The following is a 22,140-nucleotide window of genomic DNA, read 5'->3' as shown; positions in this document are numbered from 1 at the left end:
TGTGAGATTCGCTTGGACTTGATACATGTTTCATCCGATTTGATACATCGAATTCAGAACTGATACATCGGTATCAGATCGGGTGAAACAGCGTCAAAGCCCAAGGGTAAGTAATTGAGTCTTTGCGCACCACCCAATAGTGCAGTTCAGCACCACGGATCGTGCGAGAGCGCGCCAGTGTTGGTGTGGCTGGGATCCGCTGACGCCGTCCGTCATCGATTACCTACTGGCCAGTGCGGTGTGCTTCCTCATGCTTCAGGTGCCTGTCTCGACCCAGATCGTGTGGTGGATGATCCGGTGCATCTATGACGCTCTTGCGCGGCGCGTAATCGGTCCGCCTCCAGAGAAGGGAACAGAGAGCAACGACGTAGATAGTTTCCCCTGCCCACAGCTAATGGAGTTGCTGTTGACTGTCGCAAAGAAGATCTAGCGTCGACGCAACCTACAAGAACTGTGACTGATTTACCCGCCCTCGAATGGGTCCGCGACGCTAAGCGCCGTGTGTCGGACACATCCAGACGACGATGATGCGATCGGCGGAGAGTGGTTCGGGCTCGAGGCATGCGCCGTCGGTGGGGCGTGAGTGCGCGGGAGGGAATCCGTCCTCATCGACCTCGGGGCTCAAGCGCTTGCCAGCCAAAACTGATTGCATTGTCAATGGGGCGTCATCGGACCACGCATCTGCACGAATTGCCGCGCTCGGCTTCTGTGGTGTCGGTGGCCTACCGGGTGACCAATGCGGCGCCTTCCTCTGCTGAGTAGTGGAGACCATTCATGACGTTGAGACTGGCTCGTGTGGCCCATTGCTAGAGGTGTTCGGCCATAGGCTGACCGCATGGAGAGTCTCATTGCGACCGTTCTTGCTGCTGGCATCGGCGTCGTTGGCACCCTGCTTGTCCAGCGCATCACGCGAGGTTGGACTCGCAGAGACGAAATGCTTGCGCTGAGAAACCGATGGGCATCCGACGTGCTCACTCAACTGCGATCAGCATGGTCCGCGAGGCCTTTCGACCCAGAGAGCTTCGAGGTATTCCTCCCCGCGTCCGCACCCCATTCTTTGCGATTCATCGACCCTTCAGCAAACCGTGTAAGCACATGGCTGTCCTTCCAGCTACAAATCATGCTTTCAAAGCTTGACCCAATGCAGGATATGGCGATGAAGGGTACCCAGGCATTCTTCGTCTATGACGAGCACATGAGGCGCGTCGAGCCTCTTCTTGTCGGCTGGGCACTGGGCAAGCGCGGGTACGGCCCTAGGGCTGTCGAGCGATGGCTTTGGGCTGCGAATGACGAAGTCCACAAATCGCACGGACGCGAGTTGGACAGTAGGGAGATGCGCAAGCTAGCTCGCCGATACGCGAGGCTGGACCGGGTACGTCCCAGATGATTGCCTCCGATGACGATAGGCCTGCTCCGCCCAGGGATAGAACGGCACCGCCTAGACCGCGGGGGGACTCAGTTTCGGACTGGCGATTCCGAGCGAGTGATCCGGGAGACCACACGCCAAGCAGAAATCTTGAGGCATTGAACGGGCACCCACCTGGAGCGGCCTTTTCGGCCTGATTCAGCAGAGTTGTTTTGATCGATCATTCGCTGCCCGCCCTAGGTGGTGCAGATCCAGGTCAGGTTAGCCCGCAGTCCAGGCATCAGCCGATCCTTGCACGAGGAGAAGCCTGCCGGTCGTCCGAGTCCGCGGTCTTCGTCGTTCGCTATCGCTTCTGGGCCTTCTGCGCCTTCTCCGCAGAGAGCGCAAGAACCATCGCCTGCGCGTCCCCGTCGAGGCGATGTTCCACGAGCTTCGCCATTCTCTTGCTGCCGAACGTTTCTTTGAGAATGCTTTTCTGCTTCTTCCAGGTCTTGGTGAGGCTGTGGATTGAAGCGCCCATGCCCCCACCGTCATACCCGTCCCCAGTTGAGTTGAGGCTGAAGAACTCAAATATGTAGCCTCGGGTCTCCTGCGGTTCGGTCTCCCACTTAATGCCGGCGGCTGCCGAGGCCTCGAGCAGGTTGTCGACAGCCCTGTAATCGATATAGGCGATAGGCAACTTTTCAAGCTCAAAGTTGGACAAGAGTGCGTCCGCGTCCAGGCTCGACGAAGACCGGTTCTGACTCGCCTCGTACCAGACGAGCGCCCCGAACAGCCAGCCGAGTTCGTTCTGGTCGACGGTCTGGATAGCGTAAGCGGACCGAGTCGTGCAGTCGTCGTCATCGACGATGTTTGCGAGGAGTATCTGGACGTGTGCGTAAGCCTCGTCGTGCGTACGCGGGCCACCCGATACCACCTCATAGCCGCGCTCTCGGTCGAAGATCAGGTTGTCCTTCTGGCCTGCGTTGTCCTCGTCTACTTCGTTCATAAGCTGCGCGAATGTGTGTTCGAGGGGCACGCCGGTGCGGGTGGAGCTAAAGACGACGTATTCGAGAATCTCGCGAGCCATGTGCTGACCTCTGACTATGTGGCCGACACCCGGCTCTTCCGCACTCTATCGGGCCGCCGACACCGTCGACTAAACGAGACATTCAGGAGGTCATAGCCTGGTTCCATGCGGAAAAGACCTGCTAGCCCACGGTCGACCAGCGCTGAGACCAGCGGTTGCGTTCACGGCGCGCTGCGGAGTGCTGCTGCGGGTCAATGGTGGAGATTCAGAGTGAAACAGGGAGTTGCTCAAGGCATGCGGCATCGCCGTCTGCATGAGTCTGGCGTCGCCAGTCATCTCAGGAGTCCGAGGTCGGCATGCGAACGTCGCCCGCCCGCTAGCGTGCAAGGGTGCAGATAATAAACATGGGTGCGTACTCCGTGGACCTTGACAAGCTTGTTTCGCCCTCTGAGATGCTATCGATCATGCTTTTCACCCTCGGGAGCCAGGCGGTGATGGCAAAGAAGGCAGCCGAGACTTTCCTTGCCGGTGGCCAGGCGGAGAATGCTCAAATCATGGTTACGTCGGCCGGGACGGTTGCAGCCTTCATTTGGCCCCTCCCGAGCAGACGCAAACCCTTGGCTCTTGCTTTCCCGCGCAGAGGGGAAGACCTCCGAGACCTCCTCGGGCTTGACGATAATCGCCTGACTGCCCTCAAAGGCCTCAGGGACGGAATGATTCATCTTGACGAGCGGATCGAGGAGTCCTGGATCGTCGATCCCGGGCGCCAAATGACCATGTGGATGACGACGGAGAACCCCGTCCAGGATGGGAACTTCATGTCTTGGAACCCAGCCACTCTGGTGTTTAGCTTCCTCCAGCACGAAGTTTCAATCCCCGAGCTAATCGAAGTTCTCGATACCGTTCAGAAGCGTTCAATGAACGCATTCATGCTCATGTTGCAGGTAGAAGACGTGGAGACGTCTACAGTGTCCGGTCTCGAACCGAGTAACACCGATCTGAATGTGACAGAGATGCCATAGTCCGGCACTTCGCGCGCTTATCCGCGTTTCGCCGTGTCCGTCCGTCGTTCGGTGCTGACAATAAGCAGTTTTCGGCTTGGTGCCGTCGCCCCGGCCGGGGGAGAACTGGTTTCACTACCCTCATCTGCCGGCTCTTAGGGTACTCGGTAGCCAGCCAGGGGCGCGATGGTTGCGAGGGGCCAGGCGTGGCTCGGTTGGTAGGTTCGTGCTCCTGCGCGTTCTACGATTATCAGGCGGAGACCACAAGCAAGTTTCGCTCGATTGGGGTTCCCGCCGTCCGGTGTCCGGCCTCGCCTCGGTACCTGCGCCGAGTGCCACTTGAACGCGCCCGAAGACACGTTTTCTACGATGGAGATCCCAATGACAGACGACATTCTCGCCGTTCAATCCAAGCTTTGGGGAATCGCTGATGACTTGCGCGCCAACTCTAATCTGAGTCAGGCGAACTACAAGACACCGGTTCTCGGCGTCATCTTCTTGCGCCATGCCGAGCAGCGCTTCGCGGAGGCGGAGGCGGAGTTCGCGGGTCTGTCGACGAGTCGCCGGGTGATCGGCAAGGCTGACTACCAGTCCCGCGGGGTCCTCTATCTGCCGCCAGAAGCCCGCTACGGCTACCTCAAGTTACTCCCCGAAGGGGAGGACTTGGGCAAGGCTATGAACGACGCAATGCGCGCGGTTGAGTCCGAGAACGAAGAGCTTCGCGGCGTGCTGCCTCTCAGCTATGCCACGCTCGGCAACGTGATCCTTGTCGGCCTGCTGCGACAAGTGGATGAGCTCATGAAGGGTATCTCGGGTGATGCCTACGGCAAGGTTTACGAGTACTTTCTTGCGAAGTTCGCGATGGGCGAGGGGCAGCGCGGCGGCCAGTTCTTCACACCGACCCCCCTCGTTCGACTGATTGTCGAGATCATCGAACCGCATGCAGGCCGCATCCTCGACCCGGCGTCGGGTTCGGGCGGAATGTTCGTGCAGAGCGCCAAGTTTCTGGAACGTCACCGTCAAGCCAATAACGAAGTGCTCTCGATCTATGGGCAGGAGAAGGAGAGCGACACCGTTCGGCTCGCCAAGATGAACTTGGCTGTCAATGGTCTCGCCGGAGAGATCGCACAAGCGAACAGTTTTTACGAAGATCCCTTCGATATGGTCGGCACCTTTGATTTCGTGATGGCGAATCCGCCTTTCAACGTAAACGGCGTTGACAAGATGAAAATTGCCAATGACCCGCGCTTCCCGTTCGGCCTGCCCACCGCGGACAACGGCAATTACCTCTGGCTGCAGATGTTCTATTCGGCACTCAATGAGGAAGGTCGCGCCGGATTCGTTATGCCAAATTCAGCAGGAGACGCCAGAGGATCAGAATCCGAGTTGCGCCGCAAACTCATCCTGACGGGTGCTGTCGACGTCATTCTGAGCGTCTCCACCAACTTCTTTCTCACGGTCACGCTGCCATGCACACTTTGGTTCTTTGATCGGGCGAAGGAGAAGGACGCCCAACGGTCGAACGAGGTGCTCTTCATAGACGCCCGCCACATCTTCACGCAAGTCGATCGAGCACATCGTACTTTTAGTGAGGAGCAGCTCGAGTTCCTTGCCAACATCGTGCGTCTATACAGAGGCGAGCAGCCGGAGCTCGCGGCGGCTTCGGCTGTCGATGCCGACGGCGCGCTCATGGCCACTCATTTCCCCGGGTCCACCTACCGCGACATTCCGGGCATTTGCGCTGTTGCGACTCGAGACCAGCTGGAGGAACAAGGCTGGAGCCTAAACCCCGGCCGTTATGTCGGCACAACGGCCGTCGACGATGACGGTGTCAATCTCCAAGTGAGGCTGGAGGAACTCGCTGAGGAGTTCGCCTTTTTGTCGGCGGACGCGGCGGCGCTGACCGACGAGGTGCAACTCAACCTTGCGACTCTGCTGGACGGAATCTAGATGTTGCGCAGAGAATGGCGCCTGGCGGACCTGATGCGCATTCGTCACGGGTTTGCATTCAAAGGCGAGCACTTTGTCTCGGACGGCGACAAGGTTCTCCTTAGCCCGGGCAACTTCAGAATCGGAGGCGGGCTGAAACTCAAGGGGTCCAAGGAGAAGTACTACAACGGGGATTTCCCGGGACAGTTTGAGCTTGTCGGCGGGGACGTCATTATCGCTATGACTGATCTCACTCAAGAGGCCCCGATTCTCGGCTCGCCAGTTCGGATTCCGTCTTCCGGAAGATACCTTCACAATCAGCGACTCGGACTAGTGACAGACCTCGACACGACAGTTCTGACTAGCTCGTATCTCTTCTACGTTCTGTGCGATGACTCGATTCGCGCAAAGATACGTGCGAGCGCGACAGGTTCGACCGTGCGGCACACATCCCCCGAACGCGTGTTGAGCCTCACTGTCTCGCTCCCTCCGCTAACCGAACAGCTTAAGGTTGGTGCAGTACTGGCCGCTTTCGACGACCTGATTGAGATCAACCGCCGCCGAATCGATGTACTGGAAGAAGCAATCCACGCGGAATTCAGGGCTCGATTCGATTTCGAAGCTGGAATTGACTGGGCCGAAGCCTCCCGGGTGGTCCCTTTCACGGCGTTGGTCGACGTGAATCCTCGGGTGCCAACGCCCTCTGGGGAAGTCCGCTATCTCCCGATGAGCGCTCTCTCGACAACGGATATGACCCTTGGGGGCTTCGAGACGCGAGCGCGTGCAACGGGAGTCAAGTTCATGCGCGGGGACACCCTCATGGCGCGCATAACGCCCAGCCTGCAGAATGGAAAGACGGGTTATGTGTATGGGCTTGCGGACAACGAGGTGGCATGCGGCTCCACTGAACTCATTGTGTTGCGGGCCAGATCCGTTTCGCCGTATTTCGCCTACTGCTTGGCGAGATCGGCACGCGTACGATCGGTCGCCATTGGCAGCATGAGCGGGGCGACCGGTCGACAGCGCGTTTCTACGGCCTGTTTTGATGAGCTAAGAGTTGTTGCGCCGAGCCCGGAGGCGGAGACATCTTTTTCCGTTGCCATAGGCCCCACTTTCGACTTGATTCATTCGCTTTCAGCGACCAACGAAAATCTCCTTGGTCAACGCGATCTCCTCCTCCCTAAACTCATTTCCGGTGAGATCGACGTCAGTGGCTTTGGCATCGATTCTGCTCGCATCCAGGAACAGGAATCTGCGTGGCGGCAAGCGCGGGCGCAGGCATAGAGCTCATGTCTCGGACGTCGATGTCTGGGACTTTTCGCGACCCCGTGCGAGGCGGTCGTTGCAGAGTCGAGGATTCTTTCGCGACTAGATGGCCTGCCGTGATGTGGCTAGCCCACAACACTCGATAGTGTCTGAGATGTATCTAGTTGGAAAGTGAAATGTGTGAAGTGTAGGGGGTGGCACGCATGAAGGTTATGCACACAGGGAACGCCAACGCCTGCGGCAAGCTCCGACGATGACTGCGCAAAGATACGACGAGGACTCGCTTGTCGAGCGTCCGGCTATCACGCTTCTCGGTCGGCTCGGCTGGGAGACGATAAACGCTTACACCGAGACTTTTGGTGACGACGGCACGCTCGGTCGAGACAACCAAAGCGAGGTCGTCCTCATCGGTCGCCTGAGAGACGCACTCAAACGGATCAACCCGGATTTGGATGCCGAGGTGGGTGGGGCTGCCATCCAGCAGGCAATCGACGCCATCACTCTTGATCGCTCGGTGATGGACCGCGTCCGCGCGAATCGCGAGGTTTGGAAGCTTCTTCGCGACGGAGTGCTCACCACGGTCCGCCGAGCGAGCGGTGCAAGCGATTCGGTGACCGTGCGCCTGGTCGATTGGAACAATCCGCGAAACAACGATTTCTTGCTCGTGTCCCAACTGTGGGTGGTGGGCGAGCTCTACAAGCGCCGAGCCGATCTCGTCGGATTCGTCAACGGCATCCCGCTTCTCTTTGTCGAACTCAAAGCGAGCCATAGGGATCTAAAGCTCGCGTATAGCGACAACCTCCGCGACTACCGCGACACCATTCCGCGACTATTCGACTACAACCAATTGGTCGTTCTCTCAAACGGGCGCGAGAGCAAGCTCGGCACCGTCTCCTCCCAGTGGGATCACTTCGCTGACTGGCGCTACGTTGACAACGAAAACGAAAAGGCTGCCACGGTCTCGCTCGAGCGGATGTTGCGGGGGATCGCCACCCCCGAACGCTTGCTGGATCTGAGCGAGAACTTCATTGTCTTTCAGGAAAAGGAGCACGGACTCATCAAACTGGCGGCCAAGAACCACCAGTACCTCGGTGTCAACGCCACCATCGAGCGTCTCAACGGCATGACTGCCGCGGATGCCGGCCGCCTTGGTGTCTTTTGGCACACGCAGGGCAGCGGCAAGACCGTCTCCATGATGTTCCTGAGTCAGAAGATCCTGCGGAAGAAGCCTGGGAATTGGTCGTTCGTCGTGATCACAGACCGCGATGACCTCGACAAGCAGGCGTACAGGGAATTCCAGCAAGCCGGCATCGTTCATGAGGCGCACGTGCAGGCTACGAGCGCGGACCACCTCAAGGATCTGCTCGGCGAGGACCACCGATACGTCTTCACGCTCATCCAGAAGTTCCGCACGGAACGCGGCGGTGTCTACCCCGAGCTGTCCTCACGGGACGATGTCATTGTCATGGTCGATGAAGCGCATAGAAGCCAATACGACACGCTCGCGCTTAACATGCGCAATGCCCTTCCTAATGCTCGCTTTGTTGGATTCACCGGCACGCCGCTCATGGCCGGTGAAGAACTCACCCGAGAAGTATTCGGCGACTACGTCAGCGTTTATGACTACCATGAGTCGATTCGGGATGGCGCAACCGTGCCGCTCTACTATGAGAATCGCACACCAGAGCTTCAGCTCGCCAGCGAGAATTTCAGTGAGGAATTCCAGAGCATCCTCGACGATGCGGCGCTCGACGAAGACCAGGAGAGAGCGCTTCGACGGCACTTCGGGCGCGAGTATCACCTGATTACGCGTGATGAACGGTTGGAACGAGTCGCCGACGATCTCGTCGAACACTTCCTTGGCCGGGGCTTTTTCGGGAAGGCCATGGTAGTTAGCATCGACAAGGCTGCCGCCGTGCGCATGTACGACAAGGTGAAGAAGCGGTTCGGGGTGCGGATCGCGACGGTGACGGCCCAGTTGCGTCATCCCGAGTCCGTCTCCCAGACCGACCGCCAAGCCCTGGAATCACAGCTGCGGCTGCTCACAAGCACTGACATGGCGGTCGTTGTCTCGCAAGCCCAGAACGAAATGGCGGACATGCGAGCGCTGGGTCTCGACATCGTGTCGCACCGCAAGCGCATGGTCGACGAAGACTTGCAGTCGAAATTCAAAGACCCGGCCGACCCATTCCGCCTCGCGTTTGTGTGCGCCATGTGGTCAACCGGCTTCGATGTGCCATCGTGCTCAACGATCTACCTAGACAAGCCACTCAAGAACCACACTTTGCTGCAAACGATCACAAGGGCGAATCGTGTCTACCCAGGCAAGGAGAACGGGCTGATCGTCGACTATGTCGGCGTATTCGCTCGGCTGCGTGAGGCGCTGGCGCTCTACACCCCGAGGCGCGACAACGGCGAGGGGGTTAATCCAATCCAGGAGAAGGGAGAACTCGTCGCCCTCCTGGCCGAGGCCGAAGCCGGCGCGCTCGCTTTCTGTCGAACCATTGGGGTCGACCTTGATGCTCTCATCCTCGCGACGGGCTTTGATGTGGTGCGCGAGGCCGACAAATGTGTTGAGAGCGTCCTGGTGAATGACGCCGTCCGGTTGGAGTTCCTGACCCATGAGCGCGTCGTGAATCAGTTGTTCAAGGCTGTGCTCCCCGACACGCGAGCAACAGACTTCGGTGAAGTGCGAGCGGCGCTGCATTACCTTGCCAAAGAACTCACGAAGGATGACCCGAAAGCGGACATTAGCGATGTCGTGCAGCAAGTCGACGAGCTGCTTGATCGCTCCGTTGCTGCGAACGCCTACGTAATTCGGGCGCCGGAGGTGCATCAATCAAGGCCGATCAATCTCTCGGAGATTGATTTCGAGGCGCTGATTCAGAAATTCGCCAAGAGCAACACCAAACGCACAGAGATCGATAAGTTGCGGTCGCGTGTGCAACAGCGCATCGTCTCCCTCGCGGCCCTCAACCCAACACGCAATGACTGGCTCGATCGCTTCCAGAAGATGATCGACAAGTACAACGCGGGGTCGCTGAATATCCAACAATTCTTCGACGAGCTGGTCAGACTTTCGCATTCCATCCTCGACGAAGAGCAGCGGGCGCTTCGTGAAGGCTTGACCGAGGAGGAACTTGCAATTTATGACCTCTTGCTCAAGCCGGCACCGGACCTCACGGCTGCAGAGCATCAAGCGTTGAAGCTCGCCTCTGCTGAGCTCCTCGGGGCTCTCAAGCGTGAACGGCTGGTTGTCGACTGGCGCAAGCGTCAGCAGTCCAGAGCGGCGGTGCGAGTCGAAGTCGAGTCGCGACTCGACCGTGTTCTACCTACTTCTTTCACAGCCGACCTGTACAAAGAGAAGTGCGACGCTGTTTATCAGCATATTTTCGAGAGCTACTTTGACGACGGTTCTAGCGTTTACGCCACAGCCGCGTAAGCAGGAGATGAGAGTGTTCCCGCCGCAGGTGCGCCCAGGACGTCACGGCGGTGACAGCGCGGGTACATGAGCGCCGCTGCTCGAATCCAACCTCGTTGCTAGCGGCCCTTGTCGCACGTGTCGAGAATATCTCCCAAGAGTCGTTCTGCTTGTGCGATGTCCTCCAGGCGCATGATGGCGTCGCCCCTCAGCACCTTCGCTAATCGGTCGTATCCGATGCCGGTCATCTGTGAGTAGTCGCGCACGGTTTTGTGTATGTCCCGTAGTCGTCGGTTTATGCGCACCGCGTACGTGTGCTGCAGCTGGGCTGCCCGGCATAGGTCATCTTCAGCTTCCGTCACTGGTGTGATCCAGCCCAGGCTGGCGGCCTTTCCGAACGCGTTCGGCTCGGTGGTGTACGCCCGAGGCTTGAATCGCGGATCGCTCATGTGCTCAAATCTATAGGTCTTTTAGACAAACAGTGATATCTTAGAACGCATAAGCAGTCTAAAAGACCAACTAACTAACTTGCTAGCTAGCATGCTAGCAAGCAAACCACATCCCTTGTGGTTTGCCGCCCAAAGTAAGGAGCGCCTTGTGAAATGGCATGAGAGTTCGGAAGCAATCGGTAGAAGGAACAGATCAAGAAACTGCATCCTCGCCGTTGCATTTGGACATGACGAATTGGCGGAGGCCCGATGAGGCCCAAGGCCAGTCGAAAAGGTCCAGACGGTTTCTCAGGCGTTCAGCCGATTTCAGGCGGCGACGTCATCATGTGGACCGACGCCGACGGATGCCCGCGAGCCGCTCCGGCGAATCGCGCTGCGACGAAGTTGGGGCTTCACTTGGCGCAACTGTCGCGGCAACCAGCGAAATATCAGCATCGCCGTCACTATGAGGGGTTCTACTGGTTCTCTGGAACCGGCAGGCTCGTATGGCACGAATCAATGGCCGAATACACCGCCCTCATGTGGTGGGACCACCGCCACAGCATCCAGGCGATTGCACCACAGCCAATGTGCATCATTTTCGCCGATGGCAGCCGCCACTATCCGGACTTTTTCGCCGTGCACGCGGACGGTTCCCAGGTTCTCTACGACGTCCGGCCGTCGGAACTAATTGACGAGAAAGCGGCGGCGCAATTCCAGAAGACCGAAGACCTGTGCCGCAAGACGGGTTGGCGATACGAGGTCTTTGCAGGCGTCGAGAGGGTAGTCCGGCACAACCTCGAGTGGTTGGCGGCATATCGGAACGAGCGTTGTCACCCGGATGTGGTCCTAGCTGAACGAGTGCTCGGTTTCCTCGACCACGAACGGCCGTTCGCGGATTTACTGCTCCTCCTCGACCTCAAGGTGCCCGCGAAATACGTTCCGCAGCTCTACAACATGATGTGGAACCGGAAGATTTACTTCGACTTGTCGGAGCCGTTGTCACAATCCACCCCGATTTGGAGGGCCTGACATGCATAAGATCCGGTACTTGAAAGTCGGTGCTGAAGTACGTCTCACCAACGGCAACTTCGTTCTGGCCTCGGTGAGTGGAGCGGGCCTGAAGCTTCGCAACACCGACACGGGTGAGTACACCGTCATCCCTGTGAGTGAAATGCCTCTTGCGCTCGAGGAGCCACCGGAGCGCACTGAGGTTGATGCTCGGGACGTCGACCTGGCGACGGAAGAGGAGCGGACGTATGCTGAACTCCTCGCGGCTCACCTTGAAGAAATGACGCGAGGAACGCCTCTGCCGGGGTCCGGAGCGCAACGTCCCGAATATGAACTTCGCGATTCGACAGCTTCCGCTCGCCTTCGGACGAAGTCAAAGGAGCTGACAGCCCTTGGCATGCGGATGTCCGAGGTCACGCTCAAGCGAAAAAAGGCGTTGTACAACAAGCACGGCGTGGCCGGCCTCATCGACCGGCGGGAGCTGTTCAAGCCAATGCCACTCGCCCGTGCTGATGACCGGGTGCTTGAAGCGCTCCGGGTAGTTCTTGCGAAGGAGAAGAACAAGTCCACGGGATCCATGGAACGAATCGCTGAGAACGTGAAGGAAGAACTGCTCAAGCGATTCCCCGGTCAGGTTGTGACGGTGCCGTCGCGTACCACTCTGTGGCGGTACGTCACCTACCTAGCGAAGGGGCGATACACGCTAGGCAATGCGGCGAACCGACGTTCGAAGGCCAACGCGCCAGACCGCATGTTCGAGAGCAGACCTGCCATCATGCCTGGTCACGAAGTGCAGATTGACTCGTCCCCGTTCGACATCCTTGTGATCGATGGTACTGGCAGGCCCACGCGCGCGGTCCTCACGATCATGGTTGATAAGGCCACTCGTTCGATCATTGCGAACAGCGTCGTGCTGAAGGCATCGAAGGGTGTCGACCACGCATTGCTGCTGGCGAAGGCGGTCGTTCCACGCCCGCTGCGTCCGGGAGGAGAGCACTTCACCAAGCACGAGCTTCCGGTGATGCCGTGGGTAAAGCTCCTCGAACCCGAGGACGCGGCCCGGTATGACGCGGCGCAGGCGTTTATCGTTCCGCAGCGGATCATGGTGGACAACGGCGCAGATTACATCTCCACAGTCTTCAGGTCCGCTTGTGAGCAGTTGGGAATCAGCATCACGGAGTCGTCCACGTATAGCCCGACCGACAAGGCGATGGTTGAGCGGACGTTCCATTCGATCAAGACGCTGTTCGCGCAGCACCTTCCGGGTTACACGGGTGGCACTGTTACGAATCGTGGTGCAGACCCGTCGAAAGACGCCGATCTGCTCGACATCTACACATTGACGGAGCTGTTTGACCGGTGGGTGACCATCGTCTGGCAGAACCTTCGGCACGACGCGCTTCGCGACCCATTGGAGTCCAGCGTCCTTCACACTCCAAACTCGATGTACATGGCGATGTTCGACCTCACCGGATACGTGCCAATCCCGTTGACGGCTGACGACTACATCTCGCTCATGCCCATAGAGTTCCGAACGATCCAGGCCGACGGAATCGCGCTCGGGAGGAGGCGATACGACTCGCCCCTCCTTCACCCCTACCGTTTGATGGAATCAGGCGACGCATCGCGCAGCGGAAAGTGGGCCGTTCGGTATGACCCGTACAACCCTGGCGCCGTCTGGATCATGGATCAGGACTCGGGCGAGTGGATCGAGTGTCGTTGGATGAACGGCGACGCGTTCAAGAAGCCGTTCTCCCGTCATATCCGAAGTGAGGCCAAACGCATCGTCGAGGACATGGGAATGGCTGGAGATCAGAGCGCACTCAGGCTGACGCAGGACATTCTTGCTTCGACCAGGGCTGCCAGAGCACAGATGGAGGCCGAGGAAGAACGGAACCGTGTCGCTGCGCATCGGGACAAGCTGAGTGGGGTGCCGGCACCAACGCGGACAGCGAAGACCCGGTCTGCAAAGCAAAACGTCTCTCCAAAAGAAGCGGGGCTCGACACCGAAAACTCCTACATGGAACTCGGGTCGTTCGACATGAATGAGGGCGCTCTCTAATGCTTTTTTCCGACGCACAGAACCTCGAACTACATCAGGCGGAAGGCCTCATGAAGTTCCTCGAGCGTCAGCCAGTGAAACCGGCGTTGCCCAGCCTCGACGCATACGCGGCACTGACGCGCGCGAACCGCGAACAGTTCAACAGCCTCCGACTGGACTATCACGGATCCGATCTGATTGTAGGCACGCCGCAGGTGAAAGCAGTTGTGCGCTCTGTGCTGCAAGCCACTCTCGTGAATCGGGGTCGCGCTTTCGGCAGGTCCGGGGTGGTCATCTCCGGCGGCTCGACTATGGGCAAGACGGCTGCGGCAATCGCAGCGATGAAAACCGTCTTCAGCAAGTACAAACGCGACGTGCCTGACTTCCGTGAATTCGGCAGACTCCCAGTCGTCTATGTCGAAGTGCCTGCAGGCGCAACTCCGAGGTCGATGATGGCCCAGTTCGCGCGATTCCTCGGACTCCCGGTGGCTACCCGAGCGACCCTCGACTCGTTGCAACGCACAGTCGTGTCCGTCCTGAACGAGGTCGGAACGAAACTCATCGTGGTCGACGAACTGCATCACCTCAGCGATACAAATAAATCGAACGTTGAGAGCAGCGACTTACTCAAGAGTCTGTCCAATCAGGTGTCGGCAACTTTCGTGTACGCCGGTATCAGCCTTCACGGCGGGCGAGTCCTTGCAGGTGAACGGGGACAGCAAATCGCCGGGAGATTCACCATGCAGCGCCTGCAAAAGTACACGACCGCGAACGCGGACGAATGGAGGCTATGGAACGGCATCGTCCGTGCCTTCGAAGAGGAGTTCTGCCTGTTCAACCACAAGCCGGGCGATCTAGCCGAACATAGCGCATATCTCTATGACCGCACACAGGGAGCTATCGGGTCGCTGGTGCATTTGTTGACCTTGGCGGCGCAACTACTCGTGCTCGAAGACTTCAAACCAGAGCACGAGAGAATAACCCTCGACCTGCTTAACACCATCGAGGTGGACATCGCGGCACAGCAGGCGTCCGAGGCGATACTCACAACGGTGCCGCAGTCAAAGAGCGCAGCGAAGAAATCGAACGCGAGCGTAAAGAATGCCGCGTGAACTCGTGCAGCTGAAGCGTAGCTCGCCGAGCGCAGGGAAAATCGTGAAGCATGCCACTTGACCTGAGACTTCGGCTGGCGATACGAGTTCGCCCCCTCCACCGTGAAACAGCGGCAAGCTACCTGCAGCGGCTTGTTGAGGCGAATTTCCTGACCGAGGGGACAGTCACGTTGTTGGTAAGCGCGGTTCGCCAGAACAGCGCGGGGCTGTCCAGCCGTGAGGCGGTTGAACGTGCCGCCGAGTGGAAGGGGGGACTGGATGAGGGATTCTTCGAGCGCCACAGGACTGCGGTCCCACTGCATTCTGATGGCGACACGTGCGAACGCTGCTTCACCGGGATCGCTGACCGATACATGTGCCGGCTGTGTGCAGTGGGTGGAGACGTTCAGCAGCACCCGCACCTCGACGGCAACGTGTGTCTTCGTCACTACCTGTGGGTGGGATCAGGAACAGCGCCTGACGCCCAATACCAGATCGATTCGGCTGCTGTCGAAGCCGAAGTTCTCTTTCGAAAACTCGTCCGGAAGGGTCGAATCGACGCTCCACTGTTCGCCGCCGTTACGGAGGCCTTCGTGCTTCGCAGCGTGAGGCAAGGAAGCGCACTCGAGTTGTCCGGCTCTGATTACCGACTTCTCGTCCACGTGCTGCGAGAGGTCACGTCAGGAACTTTTGTTGACCGGTTCTTCGCACCCGACCAGACTTTCGCTCAAGCTCGAGTGACCCTCAGCGCAGCCATAACCAGCGTTGTTCGGGAGGGCGAAGGCTGGGTGGTTGATTGCCTGTGGAGCTACCTGCGCCCCATGATGCTCCGTGCGAGGGGTCGCGCCGAGACGGTCAACGGCATGAGCGCATCCGCAATCCAGCATGACGTCCGAACTAGGCGTCTAGTCGCGCATGCCTCCGTGAGGGCCTCACGAACCAGCGCCGAGCCCTTAGGGTCCTACGCCGCATTCTTCGAACACACAGAACGAAACGACCCCACACGACGCACAGCGGAGGCGGTGAGCGACATCGCTCGATTCACGTGCGACCGGGGGCATCTTCACCCAGAGGGCAAGGATAGCGCGAGTGGTGGGGTGACGAGCTGTCCATTTCGGCAGGCAGGGGTGCAGCTGCTCACGGTCCTCACGGAACTCGGTTGGGACGTTGCCAGGAACCTCCGAGTGGACATGAGCAAACTGACGCTCGGGAGCCCGCTGAAGGCCGCGTGGCGGTGTGCGTTTGGTCACAGGTTCGGGCAATCGGTGAACAACAGGGTCAAGGGCCGAGGCTGCCTCGTGTGCGCCGGACGCATGGTCGAATGGGGGAAGACCGGCCTGTTACTGACCGACACTGCACTGTCATTCGAATGGCACCATGAGCGGAACGGGACTCTTACCCCCGGGCGTGTTCTGGCTGGTGCGGGAACCTCGATTTGGTGGCTGTGCGCCAACGAGCATGTGTACCCGGCAACGCTGGATAGCCGAGCGACCGGAACGGGGTGTGCAGTGTGTGCGAATCTGAAAATCGAAGTCGGCGCGAACGATCTGGAAACCACACATCCACATGTTGCCGTGACTTGGCATCCGACGATGAACGGGGACATGACGCCGCAGCATGTCGTGGCCGGGAACAGCCGAACCAAGTTCTGGTGGCTTTGCGATGAAGGTCACCCGTACGACGCACTGATAACTAGTCGTGTGGCGGGTAAGGGCTGCCGATACTGCGCGAATCAGGACCCGCTCGTCGGCTTCAACACGTTGAGTGATATTGACCCTGAGCTGTCCAAAGAATGGCACCCCACCAAGAATGGAACGCGCACGCCCAGCACTGAGCTTGCCGGCAGCGGACGGAAGGCGTGGTGGCTCTGCGACAACTTGCACGACTTCGAACAGGTCATTGTCAAACGCCGGGCCGGTCAAAGCTGCCCATACTGCGGAAACAGTAAAGTTTGGTCCGGGTTCAACGATGCATCGACTCGCCACCCCCTGCTCATTCTCGACTGGGATTGGAGCAACAACGACGGTGTTGACCCCTCGGAAATCCTTCCCGGAAACACGAAACGGGCATGGCGGTGCAAGCAGGGCCACGGGCAGCATCAGGGTTTTCCGAACCGCATCAAGACAAATGGGTGCACGAAATGCCCGGCAGAGAAGCGGGTTGGGGTTGGCTCCATTCCAGAGTGACTGCCGGCGACCGGGGGCGTGGGAGACACACGACGAGTGCTCCAGCCCCATTGATGCTCACGCAGCTTGGATGTCAGCCCACGGTCAGGACGAGACGGCCCCGTCAGCCATCTCAGCATTCCGCGATCCACCCCGAACCTATATGCCCGCCGCATACTATATGCCCGCCGCATACTATATGGTTTCTCCCCAAACGCAGGAGCCGTCGATTCGAGGTCCCGGATCGGGAAGGAGCTGATCCGAGGTCCTTTCTCCGGAGCTCCCAGCACCGCCGGTGTCAGAGGCGGATGGTTTACTCAGATTCCACGTGCGAGGAGCATCTAGTGAAAGAAACGCGCATTGCAGCAGACCTCCGGCTAGATATCAGCATCCCCGGGCTCGTCGGGTACGACATGCATCAACTCAGCGCCACCACTCTGGTTTTCGCCGTCATCGTCGACGCCGAGATCGACCCGCGACCACACCTTCGCCTGCTACTGGCCGCCTACACGGCTGGTTGGAATCTGGCCGCGCACCATATCGCGAACCCTGGGGGGACCCGACACGCCGAGCGGGTGGTGGCTCCCGCCGGATTGCCGGAGCTGATCCGGGCCGCGTACGCGGAGGCGTACTACGTTGGATACGGCGACCGTCAACAGTTCGCCGGTTCGGAATCGCAGGACGGTGGGCCCCTGGACCCGTTCGTTTTCACTGCCACCGAGCAGGACGCGGTGGATACCGTCGTGCGTTTCTTGCGCTGATATCTATTGGCCCAGCCTGTTTCTCTCTGGACGTGCGACCCGATCCTGGGTGGTCAGGATCGGAAGTGCGCTCGCACATCGGTGGCCTGTTCGTCGGTGAGTAACCAGCGCGGCACGAGTGGGGGAAGCTTTCCATATTGCTCGCGCAGGTAAACACGGATCCGTAGCTGGGATACTCCCAGATCTTGGGACAGGTTGGCTGGTGTCACTGGCTCGCTCATGTGAACAGGCTAGTTCTTCCGAAGCGCGCTGCAACGTTCACAGGGATGATCGGGTCACCATTTGCTCGTGAACTCGTTTTGAGCCGCGGCCAGGACCAGGTCTGGTTCACTCACGCAAGTGATCGACCGGCCGGTTCTCGTTCTCGAAAGACGTCGTGGGTCCTTGCATCCACAGGATCAGGTCCTCATCGGTCCATTGGTTTTCGTGGGCAAGTTCGATGCGCGGGGCGATGACGGGGAAGACGATGCCGTGGGCCCTATCGAATTGGAACCCGGGGTACCGGTATTCCGTGCCTCGGAGCACGCCGAGGATCTAGTTCTCAGCGCGTTGGGTCGTGAATAGCGCGTGGTTTGTCGGGGTAGCTTCCAGGAATGTGGTGATCTTGTCGCTGGACAGGAGACCATACTCGGCCGCCAAACAGGCCAAGCATCTTGGGTGGCTATCAGGCTCCGGGCGAGTTGCGGCGTGAGGGGCGTCTCGACGGGCGCGGCGGGGTACTCGGATCAGCGGAGTGACGTGGACTGGCCATGCGATTCCTCCCTCAGATGGCGCAGGTTCAGAATCAGGCTAGCCCGCAGACAGGGGTCCAGTCGAGCCCACCCCGCGACGCAGCACACCATCTTTCGAGCCGGGCGGAAGCATTCCCGGTTCGGGACAGTCAGCCACTGCTCGAGCTTAAGGGGCAGGAAGAAAGTGTGCCCGGCGTCAGTGTCGGTGGCGCGCGATACCGTGGTCAGATGACACGCAATGTGCGCCCGTCCACCCGGTTCGTCCTCGTCGGCTCGTGGGAAGATTGTGCCGCCTGGGCCAGCCGTGCCCAACTGGATCTCAAGGAATGGGCCCACCTCGAGCCAGTCGGTGTCGGCCCTGCCTTGCGGGTGTTCGAACTGCGCGACGAGGTCGACCAGTTGGCTGAGCGTCTAGCAGCGAAGCGGAGGGGAAGGGTCATGGCCGTCCTCGAAGTCCACGAAGACGACACCGACCTCGCTCACCGGGTCAAAGTTCCGGGTGGCCTTGGTTTCGATGCTCAGGTCGACTGGTTTCTCGCCGATATGCTCGGTCGTGACGCCGCCGATAGTCGGGTGACTCGATCCGAGGGCGAGACGACGGACGGGCTCCGCTTCTGGAGTGGCATGATCGGCCGGCATATGTACACGATCACGGAGACTCACACCGCTGACCAATAGATGGCGAAGACCACGCGCGGGCATTGGCTGCCATGAAAAATTGCTGTCCTCGGTCGGTCTGAGATGAGATGGGATTCTCCTCTGCCAACTCGCCACAGATTTTCGGAAGGATTCAGTCATGTCGAATGCCGTCCGCCGCCCGGTACCCCTGTTCATGGACGTTGACGGTTCGCTCCTCGCCTATCCGGCAGACACGGGCGAAGCCGATCCTCGGCTTCGAACCGGCTGGCTTGACCTGGATTTCCCCGATGACATGTCGTACCCGACCAGAATCTGCTTCGACCCTGAGGTCGTGGCGGGCCTCAACAAGCTCGTCAATGAGGAACTTGTCCAGCTAATTTGGGCGAGCACATGGGATCAAGCGGCGAATCGGCTGCTTGTACCGGCCATTGGTCTGCTCGAAGCGCCGTACGACGTTGCCGAGATCGGAACTCGGTGCGGGGACCAGATGGCTGCAGGAATCTGGGTGAAGGCCCTGGCCGTAGGCCGGTGGCTGCGAGAGAACGGACTCCAAAATGCTCCCATCGTCATGGTCGACGACTTGCTGACCAACCAAGCGAGCGGGTTCATGAGTCCGCAGCGGCGGAGCATCGAGGTCGTGGGCGGGGATCAGAACTTGTTCATTGCGACGCAATCGGAGCAAGGGCTGCATGTCGCACAGGTGGCGGAGATCCGTGCTTTCGCTGAGCGGATCGCAGGGAACCGCGGCATGATCGGCCGTCACATGTAAACGATCACGGAGACTCACGTCGCTGACCGATAGATGGCGAAGACCACGCGCGGAATCAGCTGCCGCTCTGGCGGAAGACGGAATATGGGGGCTCCGGCACAATCGTCCTTCCATATCGGGTCATCAAGGAGTTTCGGAAGACGGCCCTGTTGCGCGACCGCTCTCGTCTGGGCCAAGCCCCGAAAGCACGCACGACTGTCAGCGACAATTTGATCGATTCCGGCCAGATAGCCGCGGAACCTACAGGAACCCACATCGCCACCTACCGATGCCCCACGTGCTGGTCATTCGCTTCGACAAGGCCCGCTCCTTATTCCTCGTACGTTGTCTAAGTCAGCAACACGCGACATCATTTGCCGCGAAGTCTCCTGGCGCGCCTCGGCGTGGGGGAGTGGCGCAAGGCCGGACGACGTCGTGTAGGGAGAAGGCATCGTCCTCAAGGACCTATAAGCAGGGTCTGATCGTGGCCTACTTGCATTCTTTCCCCTTGTTGGGGGGTGGTAGAGGTGCCTCGATGGTGGATGGTGCCTAAACAAGAGCGGTACGCTCACGGAATCAGGTAAATCGAGGGGGAGTTTACAGTTGCCTAAAGTTGTGCGTAAACTGTTTCATGTCGGGACACTTCACACCATCAGCTTCGCGGTTGAAGCAGATGGAGTGACATCCCCCGCTGAAGATGCGCTCAAGCTAATGCTCACTGGAATGTGGGCTGCAGATCCGGAAGCAGCAAAAGAAGGTCTTCCTTCCGATACCCAGATAGACAGGCGGGCGCAACTTGTGGCTGGAATCAAGTATTTCGCGCGACACGGCGTTCCGTCACAGCGTTCCTGTGGTGTGAATGCGCTGCAAAGCGGCATATGGGAATTCAAAGAAGGTCAGAAGCGTGTGTCCTTCTTTGACACCGATGGGCACGGGAGCTTCACAGAGAAGCGAAAATTCAAGAACCCAGCGCTCGCCGACTATCCGAACGATCCGCATTGGGATATTCCCGGGTTTGATCAAGACATTCGCTTGGGTCATTGTTTTGGAAAACCCTGGGGTCAGCGAACGACTGAACAAGAAGACTTGGACGAAACGATCCGGGTAAGAGAGGAAGACCTGTCCCATGACCGAGCAGCCTAACGTTGTGGTCGATTGGGTCGCCGAGCTTGAGGCGAATCCCAAATATCAGCTCGAAGAAGCGGCGGCGGAACTTGCGATGGAGATGTCGGAGATCCTCATTCATGCTTTTCGTGTGCGCACGGACATTGATCAGAAAGATCTCGCGGAACGCCTTGGCGTTAGCGAGGGACGAGTGTCTCAGGTTCTCCATGGCGACGGAAACGTCCATGTAGCGACGATCGCGAAGTATCTCCGGGCTCTTGGGTACGCCCTGCAGGTAATTCCGCGCCCCGTGGATCAGGAGTCGCCCTCCTTGGTGCGAAACTCTCGTCGAAAGATGGTCGCTCACATTTACAAGACCACCTTTGCTGATGGCACGGGAGTATCTGATCATTACACCTCTATCGTGGGGGCCAGCCCGGTTGCCAAGGAGGCCCTAGACCGCCCAAGGCTAGTTTCGTCACGGTCGCTTTCGGCGGTCAAGAGGGCGTACCTGGATGACTTGGTTACCGCGACCGTGAAGGAGCCGCCTGCGCGCTTGACGCGCACCCGTCAAGCGGTGGTGGCTGAATGACCGGCGAAGCGGTTGTCGTGCAGCCAATATTCATCAGTACCAACGCAGTCCTGCTCCTTGAGGCGAAGGCCAATCGCGAGCTCGCGGTTGAATTCGAGGCTCCAGGTCGTGCAGAGATCGGGTTTGCCATTGAGTCCGCTGAATATACGAACGACGAGTATTTCGTATCAACAAGTTATGAAATTTCGTTGCTCACTGGTGCCAAAAACGTTGCAGCGCGGCTTAAAAGCACGTACCTAATCGCGTTCTCGAGCACCATCGACACAGATTCGATGACGGATGCCTCCGCTCTCGCGTCCCTTCAACTTGCTGCCGCCGAAGCTCTGCACCCGTACCACCGCGAGTTGCTCATTCAGCTGTCCGAGCGCTTTGATATACCCGCCCATCGCCTTGGCGCTGCTTTTGATCGCGAAATGTTCATCGAACAGAGCCAATCGACCGTATTTGAAGAAATCGATTAACTGATCGGATCACGGCCCAACTAACGAGCCCCGCCGACGTTCTAACGAGGCTCGAGCGGAGCTCCTCTCCTCGACGTTGCGGGTCCCTTCGTTGAGGCACGGCTAGATTTTGGGGACCTGCCTACGGACATCGACCGTGCCTGGGTGCTTGAACGGCTACTGGCGCCGGAACTTCGGTGGCAGGGTGCCTCGGTCACGCGTCTTGCGGGACGCGGCTGTTGATGACGGTCGAGTCCCCGACCAGATGAGGGTCGAAGTGAGCATTGGGATTAAATGACAGAACGGATGGAACGGCGACCCGTCCGAAAGATTCAAGACTCGCGAAAGCAGTGGGGTCATCTCGATGAAATATCGACAGATCCAATGGAATCTCACA

The 22,140-nt window shown here is 58.9% G+C and carries 19 protein-coding genes; 14 read left to right on the top strand and 5 right to left on the bottom strand.

The features are described from left to right. Positions 1-1,709: 1,709 nt before the first annotated feature. Positions 1,710-2,435, bottom strand: a complete 726-nt coding sequence (locus CJ028_RS10300; protein WP_105035173.1) for a hypothetical protein — start codon at positions 2,433-2,435, stop codon at positions 1,710-1,712. Positions 2,436-2,764: 329 nt separating this feature from the next. Between CJ028_RS10300 and CJ028_RS10295 the strand changes: the two genes are divergently transcribed. The 4 genes from CJ028_RS10295 to CJ028_RS10280 all read left to right on the top strand — a co-directional run bounded on the left by CJ028_RS10295 (position 2,765) and on the right by CJ028_RS10280 (position 10,013). After that, positions 2,765-3,397: a hypothetical protein gene (locus CJ028_RS10295; RefSeq protein WP_129590462.1), complete on the top strand. Its 633-nt coding sequence runs from the start codon at positions 2,765-2,767 to the stop codon at positions 3,395-3,397. A gap of 360 nt (positions 3,398-3,757) precedes the next feature. Beyond that, positions 3,758-5,326, top strand: coding sequence for a type I restriction-modification system subunit M (locus CJ028_RS10290; protein WP_105035171.1), 1,569 nt, complete (start codon positions 3,758-3,760; stop codon positions 5,324-5,326). After that, positions 5,327-6,589 (top strand): restriction endonuclease subunit S, encoded by a 1,263-nt coding sequence (locus tag CJ028_RS10285; RefSeq protein WP_105035170.1) that lies wholly within the window; start codon positions 5,327-5,329, stop codon positions 6,587-6,589. It begins immediately after the preceding gene. A gap of 235 nt (positions 6,590-6,824) precedes the next feature. Continuing rightward, on the top strand, positions 6,825-10,013 hold the full coding sequence (locus CJ028_RS10280) for a type I restriction endonuclease subunit R (protein WP_105035169.1): 3,189 nt from the start codon (positions 6,825-6,827) through the stop codon (positions 10,011-10,013). A 98-nt stretch (positions 10,014-10,111) separates the two neighbouring features. Here the strand turns inward: CJ028_RS10280 and CJ028_RS10275 are convergent, their stop codons facing one another. Beyond that, positions 10,112-10,441, bottom strand: coding sequence for a hypothetical protein (locus tag CJ028_RS10275; RefSeq protein ID WP_105035168.1), 330 nt, complete (start codon positions 10,439-10,441; stop codon positions 10,112-10,114). A gap of 249 nt (positions 10,442-10,690) precedes the next feature. Here CJ028_RS10275 and CJ028_RS10270 point away from each other — a divergent pair, with 249 nt between their 5' ends. From CJ028_RS10270 to CJ028_RS10250, 5 genes are all read left to right on the top strand, one after another. After that, on the top strand, positions 10,691-11,452 hold the full coding sequence (locus tag CJ028_RS10270) for a TnsA-like heteromeric transposase endonuclease subunit (RefSeq protein WP_105035167.1): 762 nt from the start codon (positions 10,691-10,693) through the stop codon (positions 11,450-11,452). 1 nt (position 11,453) lies between these two features. Next, on the top strand, positions 11,454-13,493 hold the full coding sequence (locus CJ028_RS10265; RefSeq protein WP_105035166.1) for a TnsB C-terminal domain-containing protein: 2,040 nt from the start codon (positions 11,454-11,456) through the stop codon (positions 13,491-13,493). Next, positions 13,493-14,584 (top strand): TniB family NTP-binding protein, encoded by a 1,092-nt coding sequence (locus tag CJ028_RS10260; protein ID WP_105035165.1) that lies wholly within the window; start codon positions 13,493-13,495, stop codon positions 14,582-14,584. Before CJ028_RS10265 ends, CJ028_RS10260 begins: the two co-directional genes overlap by 1 nt. A 50-nt stretch (positions 14,585-14,634) precedes the next feature. After that, on the top strand, positions 14,635-16,749 hold the full coding sequence (locus CJ028_RS10255; protein WP_105035164.1) for a zinc-ribbon domain-containing protein: 2,115 nt from the start codon (positions 14,635-14,637) through the stop codon (positions 16,747-16,749). A gap of 323 nt (positions 16,750-17,072) precedes the next feature. Then, on the top strand, positions 17,073-17,489 hold the full coding sequence (locus tag CJ028_RS10250) for a hypothetical protein (RefSeq protein WP_105035163.1): 417 nt from the start codon (positions 17,073-17,075) through the stop codon (positions 17,487-17,489). 53 nt (positions 17,490-17,542) lie between these two features. Here the strand turns inward: CJ028_RS10250 and CJ028_RS20955 are convergent, their stop codons facing one another. Together CJ028_RS20955 and CJ028_RS10245 are read right to left on the bottom strand one after the other, a co-directional pair. After that, entirely contained in the window at positions 17,543-17,710 is a 168-nt protein-coding gene (locus CJ028_RS20955) for a hypothetical protein (RefSeq protein ID WP_161498957.1), read from the bottom strand. 106 nt (positions 17,711-17,816) lie between these two features. Then, on the bottom strand, positions 17,817-18,014 hold the full coding sequence (locus tag CJ028_RS10245) for a hypothetical protein (RefSeq protein ID WP_105035162.1): 198 nt from the start codon (positions 18,012-18,014) through the stop codon (positions 17,817-17,819). Between the two features lie 434 nt (positions 18,015-18,448). Between CJ028_RS10245 and CJ028_RS10240 the strand changes: the two genes are divergently transcribed. The 5 genes from CJ028_RS10240 (at position 18,449) to CJ028_RS10220 (ending at position 21,764) form a co-directional block, all read left to right on the top strand. Further along, the gene (locus CJ028_RS10240; protein ID WP_129590461.1) at positions 18,449-18,898 is read left to right on the top strand and encodes a hypothetical protein; all 450 of its coding nucleotides are present in this window, start codon (positions 18,449-18,451) and stop codon (positions 18,896-18,898) included. Positions 18,899-19,016: 118 nt separating this feature from the next. Continuing rightward, positions 19,017-19,628: an HAD domain-containing protein gene (locus tag CJ028_RS10235; RefSeq protein ID WP_105035160.1), complete on the top strand. Its 612-nt coding sequence runs from the start codon at positions 19,017-19,019 to the stop codon at positions 19,626-19,628. 582 nt (positions 19,629-20,210) lie between these two features. Further along, positions 20,211-20,750 (top strand): hypothetical protein, encoded by a 540-nt coding sequence (locus CJ028_RS20675; protein WP_205684002.1) that lies wholly within the window; start codon positions 20,211-20,213, stop codon positions 20,748-20,750. After that, complete coding sequence (locus CJ028_RS10225; protein WP_105035158.1) at positions 20,734-21,303, top strand: helix-turn-helix domain-containing protein; 570 nt, start codon at positions 20,734-20,736, stop codon at positions 21,301-21,303. Before CJ028_RS20675 ends, CJ028_RS10225 begins: the two co-directional genes overlap by 17 nt. Further along, on the top strand, positions 21,300-21,764 hold the full coding sequence (locus tag CJ028_RS10220) for a hypothetical protein (protein WP_105035157.1): 465 nt from the start codon (positions 21,300-21,302) through the stop codon (positions 21,762-21,764). The genes CJ028_RS10225 and CJ028_RS10220 overlap by 4 nt, the downstream gene beginning before the upstream one ends. Positions 21,765-21,957: 193 nt before the next feature. Here CJ028_RS10220 and CJ028_RS21205 read toward each other — a convergent pair. Further along, on the bottom strand, positions 21,958-22,140 hold a 183-nt coding region (locus tag CJ028_RS21205; protein ID WP_205684001.1), incomplete at its 5' end, for a hypothetical protein.

Origin of the sequence: Cryobacterium aureum, from assembly GCF_002954245.1 — a bacterium.
GTDB lineage: Bacteria > Actinomycetota > Actinomycetes > Actinomycetales > Microbacteriaceae > Cryobacterium > Cryobacterium aureum.
The sequence above is the reverse complement of the archived record's forward strand: the minus strand, read 5'-3'. Positions and strand labels throughout refer to the sequence as shown.